The organism is Bacillus sp. TH25 (genome assembly GCF_016650935.1).
GTDB classification, from domain to species: Bacteria; Bacillota; Bacilli; order Bacillales; family Bacillaceae_G; genus Bacillus_A; species Bacillus_A mycoides.
This window is the reverse complement of the sequence record NZ_JAEKEU010000021.1, coordinates 87,968-97,203: the sequence shown is the minus strand read 5'-3', so window position 1 is coordinate 97,203 and position 9,236 is coordinate 87,968. Positions and strand designations below refer to the sequence as shown.

10 protein-coding genes and 1 pseudogene are annotated in these 9,236 nt (G+C 34.4%); all 11 read right to left on the bottom strand.

Annotation, left to right across the window (positions count from 1 at the left end):
* A pseudogene (locus tag JFT89_RS13715) lies at positions 1-336 on the bottom strand (toprim domain-containing protein); the annotation flags it as partial.
* 15 nt (positions 337-351) lie between these two features.
* Positions 352-486 carry a hypothetical protein gene (locus JFT89_RS30500; protein ID WP_274606663.1) on the bottom strand — a complete coding sequence of 45 codons (135 nt, stop codon included), beginning with the start codon at positions 484-486 and terminating at the stop codon, positions 352-354.
* Positions 487-571: 85 nt separating this feature from the next.
* Entirely contained in the window at positions 572-1,024 is a 453-nt protein-coding gene (locus JFT89_RS13710) for a hypothetical protein (RefSeq protein ID WP_242488401.1), read from the bottom strand.
* Between the two features lie 110 nt (positions 1,025-1,134).
* A complete protein-coding gene (locus JFT89_RS13705; RefSeq protein WP_201040217.1) occupies positions 1,135-4,131 on the bottom strand; it encodes an LPD25 domain-containing protein in 2,997 nt (998 codons plus the stop codon).
* Positions 4,124-4,399 carry a hypothetical protein gene (locus JFT89_RS13700; RefSeq protein ID WP_002204214.1) on the bottom strand — a complete coding sequence of 92 codons (276 nt, stop codon included), beginning with the start codon at positions 4,397-4,399 and terminating at the stop codon, positions 4,124-4,126. The genes JFT89_RS13705 and JFT89_RS13700 overlap by 8 nt, the downstream gene beginning before the upstream one ends.
* 42 nt (positions 4,400-4,441) lie before the next feature.
* Positions 4,442-4,873 (bottom strand): hypothetical protein, encoded by a 432-nt coding sequence (locus tag JFT89_RS13695; protein ID WP_201040216.1) that lies wholly within the window; start codon positions 4,871-4,873, stop codon positions 4,442-4,444.
* A complete protein-coding gene (mobP2, locus tag JFT89_RS13690; RefSeq protein ID WP_201040215.1) occupies positions 4,874-6,067 on the bottom strand; it encodes a MobP2 family relaxase in 1,194 nt (397 codons plus the stop codon).
* On the bottom strand, positions 6,060-6,320 hold the full coding sequence (locus JFT89_RS13685; protein WP_201040214.1) for a hypothetical protein: 261 nt from the start codon (positions 6,318-6,320) through the stop codon (positions 6,060-6,062). Before JFT89_RS13685 ends, mobP2 begins: the two co-directional genes overlap by 8 nt.
* 259 nt (positions 6,321-6,579) lie before the next feature.
* Positions 6,580-7,476, bottom strand: coding sequence for a hypothetical protein (locus JFT89_RS13680; protein WP_201040213.1), 897 nt, complete (start codon positions 7,474-7,476; stop codon positions 6,580-6,582).
* Positions 7,477-7,497: 21 nt separating this feature from the next.
* Positions 7,498-8,076, bottom strand: a complete 579-nt coding sequence (locus JFT89_RS13675) for a MerR family transcriptional regulator (RefSeq protein ID WP_201040212.1) — start codon at positions 8,074-8,076, stop codon at positions 7,498-7,500.
* Positions 8,077-8,105: 29 nt separating this feature from the next.
* On the bottom strand, positions 8,106-9,233 hold the full coding sequence (locus JFT89_RS13670) for a bifunctional lytic transglycosylase/C40 family peptidase (RefSeq protein ID WP_201040211.1): 1,128 nt from the start codon (positions 9,231-9,233) through the stop codon (positions 8,106-8,108).
* Positions 9,234-9,236 lie beyond the last annotated feature (3 nt).

The following is a 9,236-nucleotide window of genomic DNA, read 5'->3' as shown; positions in this document are numbered from 1 at the left end:
GTCACAAATGTTGACCACGTGGTCAACGTCATGACGCTGCAACAGTTTAACAAGTGTTTGTAGTTGTTCAGCGTATTCTTGAATTACTTTATAAACTGGCTGATAAATTAAAGGTAAATGCTCAAATTTAAACACTTTATACTTTAAATCCATCTCTTCAGGATGTTTTAACTCTAATAAATGCCCTCGGCACCAACTAATAATGTAATTCTGATTTTCATAGTAGCCATAATACGGCATACTTCCCGAATTCTTTTGTGAGTTTCTAAATCTAGGTGATTTTAATAATTCAACAGCTACCTTCTGTTTTTCAGCAATAAACAATGTTTTTCCCATACGTAATACCTCCTATTAATCTACAATTTTAGTTTCACGCTTCCATTTCTTATTTCTCCGCTTTTTCATCATTCTTTGACCAAATAATAACAACGTGTTCAAAAAAACAGCTACAAGGAACATACAGCCCGCAAACAGCCATACATTCATGGCATTCGCTCCTTTCGTTCTATAAACAAGAAAGAGGGCTTTTAAATTTGCCCTCTTGTGTAGAAATAATAAAATTGTTTAGTAATTAATCAACATATGAAAAGGCTATTGCTGAACCAGTCAACTCAATGTAAGGTATTTCATTTGCTTTAGCTTGTCGGCAATACTCTTTAATAAGTGTTTCTCCTTCTTCAACACTTAAATGCTTATAGAATTTACTGTTTGTATCATCAATAAAAAACTTAATAACTTCAACATTTTCAAATAGGAGATTATTATCAATTTCAAGAATTAATTTCCCCTCTTGTAAATCAATTTTTACAGAAAGATATTCAGTTACGCCACCGATACTATCCTCTTCAAAATTAAATGTGTTAAATTTAATATCTACACCAAATCCATAATCTGACTTTGTATTATTATAGGTAAAACCATGCCAATTAAAATCGTAATAGTACGCAATTTTATTATTTTGTTTTTTATTCTCTTCTATATATGCTGCATGTTCTTCAAGAAACGTATTTTTATTATCCGTCAATTTAATCACCTCGATTTATTTTTTAACGACTATTCATAAAAAAATCATTTTTTGTTTCTCAATTGAGTAACAAAAAATGATTTAATCTGATGTTCCATTTATAAAATTTTTCATCGTTCCATTTCCATTGTTTCTTTTTTTCTACTTGATTTCTTTGTAGCCTTTGACTGGTCTACTTTACCTGGCTCTGGTTCCTTGTCTTTTTCTTTATGATTCGTTTGTTTTCCGTTTAATGGCTGAAATTTTTTATCTATATCCATTTCCTTTGAAGTTGTAGACTGATTCACCGTTATTCCTTCTTTTCCAAGCTTCTCATTCACCTGGTTCTCTAATTTCACAACGTGTTCCTGGCTTACCAGCTCATTATCAATGGAAACATACTTTGTTGTATAATATCGCTCTTCAGCTTTTACACGAGTGACAATACTATCAATATCATCTGGTGTTTCTTCATATTGTGAACGTCTGTACGCTTCAAATTTTCGGCTTAAATCCTTATCTAACGTAGTTGGCTCCTTTTCTTTTAAAGGCTGATTTTGTTGATCTAAAGAGGCAATAGGTGCATATCCATCCTTCTTCATTTCTTTATACAGTTCCACTTCTTTTTCATTAAATGAGTGATCTTTTTGTTCCTCCGCTTTATCAACTAAGAGTCCATACCGTTCATCTTTTACGATTTCATTTAGACTCATATTTGCATCCTTTTCATGAATGACAAATGATAAATTTCCTCTTCCATCAAAAATAGAATTTTGAACTTTTTCATATAAATCTGGTTTCAAAATATTATCCAAATAGACATTTTCTCGTTCTCCATTTTTCTCCATTAAGGAAACATATAAATCTTCTGGATTTGTTTTATCTCCGTTCCATACCGATAAATAATTAATATCTTTCGTAACGCCATCCATCATGTGGATTCTTGCAACTTCTTCATCTTGCATATCCTTCGCCAACACTTCAATTGTAACTAAATGAGTAGGTGCATCTTTCAAGCTTTCTAATGTATTTTCGTGTGTTTTCTCCATCGGTATTTCTTTATTATTTCTATAATTCACTACCTCATCTCGTAACGCTTGTTTCACTTCATCCGATAGATACCTTTTCTCGTTTAATACTTGTTCATATGGCGTTTTGTAGTCCCCATCACCCATATTCATGCGATCCATACTCACAAGCTCCATTCTCCCAAAATCCCTATCTACTTCTTTTGGAATGGCAATATGATAACGAGCTTGATCGTAAGGGATGGTTTGACCTCTTTCTTTAGCTTCTTCTCTTGCTTTTTCAATACTTGAAATAACTTCAGCCATTTTTTCATTGGCTTCTCCAAATGGAATCAGTTGATTATTCTTAAAAGTTTCATTGTCGCTCCATTGAACTAACATAGTTGGACGATTAATTTCATTCTGATTTAGTGCTGCATACTTTTCTTGATTTGCTTCGTTAAATGCATCAATAAATTCTTTATCACTCAATTTCCCTGCACCTTCTACAGGTTCAAACGCTCGATTTCTATCTGCTTGTTCCCTTAATTCTGTAACGGAAACAAGCTCTTGTGCCGTGTTACTTAAACTCATATATTCGACCAACAAAATATTTTTTTCATCCTGTTTTTCATTTCTAGTTGTCATAATATCGTTATGTGATTCTGAAATAAAATGATTGATCTGATTCACCGTTTGATTTATAGCATTATCAAATTTAAATAATCCACGTTTATCTTCTATACGCCCAGAAAGGCACTCTACGTTCATATCTCCTCTTGAGTTAGAAGTAACTTTCGCAATTGGAGTTTTTAATACTTCTTTATTTACCAACTCCGGATATTCATACTCATCCATTTCGTGAAAAAACTCCAAATCCTTTGTAATTTTATCTATACTTTGTTTCTCTGTTTCAGTCCCATATTGATTAACAATTGCATGCATTTCCCCTACAGTTAATCGCATATTAGGATGAATCCCTTCAATTATCCGTCCATCTTCTGATAATTGAATTTCGTAGTTTTCCCACTGTCTTTCAAAATTCAACCCTAACTTTTCATTAATATTGCGCTGTGCATTTTGTTGAATCCCTGTTAAAATTTCAAAATTGTCTTTTTCATGTTCGGACACTTGTTTTGGCATATTATCTACTCCCTTTTCATTTGTTTTTTCTTTTTCCTTTTCTAACGTATTTTCAATTGTTTCAATAAATTCAATCGACGTTTCATGTACTTCTTTCAATAATTTCGTTTTATCTTTCATTTCTTTTCCTTGTGTCCAGCTTGCTAAATACCCTAAGGAATATTCGCTTGTATCAATCCCAAAATAAGAAGAAACGGCATAAGCTGTCATTTCTGCTTGAAACTCTTTTTCTGGTGCTGTGTAATTCATATGTGTCTCTGCTGTATGAAGTTTAGCGTGTGCCAATTCATGAAGAAGAGTTTTTACATTTTGTAATTCACTGTTTCGTGGATTCAAGGCAACCTCTTTTGTTAAGGTATAACTCACACCTTTTGCGACTCCCAGCTCTGCTTTTGGCGCAATAATTTTCACACCGTTTTTTTCCGCAACAGCTTCCATCCCTCTGTATAAACTCTTGTAATCTGTTATACTTCCTTCTAGCCAACGATTCGGAAAAATATGAGGAAGATCTTCCGCTTTTGCGTTCGTTTGGGACACATCAAACACATGACCGACAGCAAAATATAAGCGACCAGGTATCACTTCTACGCTTTTAGATTCGATTTGTTTTTTCTCTTCCTCACTTGCTTTAGTTACTGTTTTCCAAGTGCCTTCTTTGTCTTTAAATTTTGCTACAGTTCGGTTTGGAACAAGGATCTGGATTCCTTTCTCACCCTTCTTAACCGGAAATCCTTTTTCTTTCCAAAAAGAAAAGGAACCCACTGCCCTGGCTCCCTCGAATTGACTCTGTATTAATGAAATGTTAGATGGTGAATAGTGATAAAACTTTGCCATAAACGTTAAATACTCTTTCAAATCTCCTGGTGTACGAAAATAGCCTTCTATGCTTTTTTCCATCTTTTTTGTTAAAGCTTGCACCGCTTCTTTCTTTTCTTCCGGAGATTTCGTTTGATACTTTTTCTTATAACTTTTACTCATGATCTTCTCCTACTCTTTCACTCGCTCTTTGCAATTCCTCCATTTCTTCTTCATTCCATCTCTCAGCTGTATCAAAGAAAAGCTCATGAGTTTTTACATTTACCGGAACTAACATATTTTCTTGATTCATGACATGGATTGCTAGTTCTCTCACTTGTTCTCTTGTAATTTTAATTGTTAGTTCTTCATCTTTTACAAGTAACACAATTTCATCTTCTCCAATTTCTTTAATGACTCCTAATGCGATATCTTCACGAAATAATAACATCTAAATAACCTCCTGTTTTTTTATAAAAAGAAACAATGTAGCTTACGTTACATTGTTCTTTGCTGCCTCATGATCTAAACGTTTTTGTCTTGCATTACTAATCCGTTCCGCTACGACTTCTTTTGCTATCTTCACACTTCCCATCTCTTGTTTATCAGTCGTAATAAGGCTATCTACGCCCTCTAAAAAGAAATAACCATTTAATAACTCAATTAAAATTTGCGTATTTCTATCTGCACTATTTGCACCAAGACGAATTTTTGTTAGTTCACTTTTCAACACATCGTGTAGATTCTTTGATACAATTTCGGAAATATAATTCAATGACCATTCTGTATTTTTTGATGTTTGATGTTCTCTACAAATCCTAACAATTGCTTCACCGTTATATCTTATATTGTGTTCTTCCATGTAGTCTTTAATATACGTATCTGTTTCCTCATCCAATGTAATTTGCATGCGAAATTCTTTCATTTAATAACCCCTCTCATTTTGATATGCACTTTCTTTTTGCATACGTTCGTAGTACTTTTGGTTCTTCCAACTTTCATATTCACTTTTAAAAGCACGTTCCACTTTCCTCATAGAATACTGAATAGATACATTCTGTTGAAATTTTTGAAACGGCTTTGATTTTTTCATGTGATGGATTCTTTTTTGTTCTTTATCATATGCCTTCATTTCTTGTAAAAAGGCGTTCCCCATTCGTTTATACAGGTCACTGATTTTATTCGTTTTATAATTTTCATATTGCTTCTTATCATACTTGCCTTCCCCATATGCTTCTTTAAAAACTTTCACTTCTTTATCTAACTTTTGGAGAAACTGGTCGTAATCTTTTTTATGATTATGTTGGATATATCGACTGCTTAATTCATCAATTTCCGGCTTTAATGGCTGAATTGTATTGTAGCTATATTGCCACTGTCTTTTATCACTTGGTAACTGTTTATAGATTTGTAAAAACAACGGTTTCAGATGTTGATTGCGCCAATCAAAAACAGAATCCTCTTTTTTACTTCCCACCATATTGTTTCGAATCAGATCATTAATTTGTTTTTGCTCCTGCTTACGATCTAACAGATTATTTACGACTTTACCCTTCATCGCATCTAATGTTTTTGGTTTTCTTTTACCACGTTCTCTCGTTGGAAATGGTTCAACAGTTGCGACATGAATATGAATATTATCTGTATTAAAATGAATGGCTGCTGACCAGATAGAGCTTTTTTCCAAACCCTCTCTTTTTTGCATTTCCTTCATCGCAAGCCGTGTTACATCCATTAACTTTTTTTCATCCAATGTTTTTGTTTTCTCATCATAAATTCCTTGTTTCTCTAACCAGGGATTATGAAAAGAAATGACATCTTGCCACATGATACTTCCATTCTCATGAGCGGTTTTAAACATTTCCTTTAAGGACTTTTTTTCGCTTTCTGTTAAACGATTTGCGTGTTCCGTAAATAGTGCTGATGTCTTTTCTGAATTCCCCATGTAGTCTTGATACGTTTCGAACATTTTCGGATTCAGCTTCACTTCACTTTTCGCTTCCTCCCGATCTACATAATCAATATAGTTCTGAAACGCATCGGAACTTGGCAACACAAATTTTGTTTTTAAAACAACACCTGGTGTGACGGAAGACTGAACAGGAACAGCATTATTCATCTTCAACATCCTGCATCATCATTTGAACAAACTCATTCATTTTTTCCATTGCGCTATAACAATCACTCATCATATGGATGTTCTTTTCAATGAGATTTTCTAATTCCATTTCCCTTTTATTTTGTTGCTGAAAAAATGCCAACATTTCAATTTGAGCTTTCAAAAATTTTTGCCTGGATACTCCTTTCCTTTTTGCGATTTCATCTATTTTCTTTAAGGCAACTGGATCTATATCTCTTATTTTTAGATTCACAATTTCCGCTCCTTTCTGTAATTGTGGGTAGAGATCAAAAAATAGTGAGAAGAGCATAAGGGGTTTCTGCCCCCACCGAGGGTGTGGGGCTAGGCGGAGCCTAGCGAAACGGTGGGGGCAAGAAAAGCTTTTAGGTGTAGACTCACTCACGACCCAAAATCCTCTAATGTAGACTCACTCACGACTCATTTTTTCGTGATGTGGACTCACTCACGATACGAAATCCCCTGATGTAGACTCACTCACGACACGAATTTTTTCACTTTTTATTAATTTCTTGTGCCTTTTGCTCTAATTTTTTGATCTTATCTCGTGCAATTTTTTGTTCTCCTTTAAACAATTCAACGTTCTTTTCCGATGACTTTATTTTAGATTCTAAGGATGCTATTTTTGATTGTGTTTCTGTTTTTTCTGCTTCGGTTTGGTACTTCATTTCATCTTTTAGTTCTTTTACTTTTTCATAAACTGTCTTCGCATTTTCTTCTTCCAGTCTGATTGCTTTTCCATAATTTTTGATCCTTGTTTCAATATCTTTTTTGTCTCTTTCTATAAAATCTAGCTCATATGTTTTTTTATCTTCAGCTAACAATTCATCATTTGCTTTTGTTTTTCTTTGATCGGTAAAAATTGACTGAACAAGTTTATTCGGACTTTTTGTTGATGCATTTTCTTCTTCATATTCATTAACATCTTGCGTGAATTTACGAATATCCATTTGTTCTTTTTCACCGTTTTTATTGTAAATATCGAAAGCTAACGCTCCCCAATTCTGAGATAACTCTGTTACTTCCACCACATAATTTCCGTTCTCTTCATACAACACTTTGACAGGTAATTGAACACCAGACTTTGCTTTTTCTTGTGCTTTAAACGTAAATCCTGTTTCCTCATACCCTTCTATTCGAAAGCGAATTTGTATAAAGTTTTTGTGTGGATTGTATTCCCTTTGTTCTACAATCAATTTCCCCATACCCGACAACTTAATTGCTTTATTTGTCTCTGTATGGAATAGTTTTTCATCGTTTGGCATGTAAATTTTAGATGTCAAGAAAGCGAAAAAACCTAAAAATAGAAAGCTGATAATCGTTAAGTAGATCCACGACTTATTTTTTCTTAGATTGATTCTTTCACTTTTCTTACCAATTGCACCTATCACACTCTCACCCCACCTTTTTCGTTATAAAACTTTCATATTTAACTCTTCCACACTTGTAACTCGCCATGTTTCCTTTTCTTTTTTTATGATGATTCGCAACACATTGTTTACTTTTTCTTCTCGGTTTTGCGTTGAATCTGTTGTGACATTTATAAACTCAGCTAACACATTTACCTCCTCTTTGTCGGGTTCATTTTCTTGTAAATAAAACTTCATTTCTATTGGTTTTGTTTTATACGTATCTCCTAATTCGTATTTGTCAGTCGGATAGAATTGTTTTAAAAGTTCTTCACTCATAATAGATTTTGCCTTTTCTTTTCGCTCACTGTACCCTTCTTTTTCTCGGTGAAATGATAATTGTATAAACGTTTCGGCTGTCGATAGGTACGCCCTTCTCTGTTGTTCTTGTGCGGAGGGAAGCACCTTATCCAGTCGTTTTTTTAAGTCTTCATTTTGTTTTGTTAGTAATTCATTTGAAAGTTTTAACTGTTTTTCTTTGCCATCACTCATTGATTTTTTACTCAAATAGATATTAAAAGCTGTCACACCTATAACTAAAATAACAAACACAATAAACAAGAATTTCCGTTTATCTTTCATATCAATTTCTCCTTTACTTTTGAATTTTTTTAGAACCTTCTTACATGACCAGAAAAGACTTTTTGCCAATACGGATTATTTAAATCTTCAATGGAAACACCTTTATTTGTTTGGCATCCAATGAATGTGTTTTTATCAATCACAATTCCAACGTGTCCGTCATGCTTGTAGGTATCAAAGAAAATAACATCACCCGGTTTCATATCATTTGCTGATACTTTTGTACCGATTTTATTTAATGTTTCCGTACTTACAGCTCCTATCGGACTGGTATACATCCCTACTTGTTCGAATGCCCAGCGTACAAAACTACTACAATCAAAAATCCCTCTTGCAATGTCATTTGTGTTACGTCCACCACCAAATACATATGTAGAACGCCCTATCCATTGACGACCTACATCGGCAACTTTTGAACCGCTACTTCCTCCACTTCCTGGATTTCCTCCACCACCAGAAACGACAGAACCCGGTTGATAATATTTCAAAACCGCATCGACGTACAGGATATCGCCATAACACGCTTGATACGGTACGGCTTCTGGTCTAAGACAATGATACATACCCGTGTGGGCTACTTTTTTGTATTGCTCCTGTGAGAATTTTATCGCTAATTCCTTTGTATATTTACCACCATTTGAGTTAACAAAATCAAAAAATCCTGTTCCGAAGTTGTACGCTTGGAGGGCTGTTTTGATATGATCCATGTCACCAGGACTCGTTACACCAGCTCTTTCTATCGCATGTTTAAATTCCTGTACGCCAGCCCAAATGCTGTAATCGGGATCAGTAATACAGTTTGGTGATTTACAATATTTCGTATTAAATGCACCCTCGGATGATTGCATCGGATCGCTACCACGGCCTCCGCTTTCTTGCATCATTTGAGCAAGCATTAAAGCGACAAATGGTTCCACTCCAAAATCTTTCGCATGCTTCCGAATCGTAGGTTCCCATTTTAAAACTTCGGGCGAAACATTCATCACTTGCCCTTCACCTGTGTACGTAATATCACCTGCGTCTGTTCCACTCTCTCCACCCATTGCCGCAATAAAAATACTCATAACTCCAAGTAAAAGAAAAGAAAAAAGACCCATCACAATTAACGCTAAAGTGATGAGCCATTTCCTTGGTATAATCTTTAAAACTAGATGCATGGT

Bases quoted from the DNA above. Each gene is read 5' to 3' on its own strand.
- JFT89_RS13670 (WP_201040211.1), bottom strand. From the start codon at position 9,233: ATGCATCTAGTTTTAAAGATTATACCAAGGAAATGGCTCATCACTTTA.
- mobP2 (WP_201040215.1), bottom strand. From the start codon at position 6,067: ATGAATAATGCTGTTCCTGTTCAGTCTTCCGTCACACCAGGTGTTGTT.
- JFT89_RS13705 (WP_201040217.1), bottom strand. From the start codon at position 4,131: ATGAGTAAAAGTTATAAGAAAAAGTATCAAACGAAATCTCCGGAAGAA.
- JFT89_RS13675 (WP_201040212.1), bottom strand. From the start codon at position 8,076: ATGAAAGATAAACGGAAATTCTTGTTTATTGTGTTTGTTATTTTAGTT.
- JFT89_RS13700 (WP_002204214.1), bottom strand. From the start codon at position 4,399: ATGTTATTATTTCGTGAAGATATCGCATTAGGAGTCATTAAAGAAATT.
- JFT89_RS30500 (WP_274606663.1), bottom strand. From the start codon at position 486: ATGAATGTATGGCTGTTTGCGGGCTGTATGTTCCTTGTAGCTGTTTTT.
- JFT89_RS13695 (WP_201040216.1), bottom strand. From the start codon at position 4,873: ATGAAAGAATTTCGCATGCAAATTACATTGGATGAGGAAACAGATACG.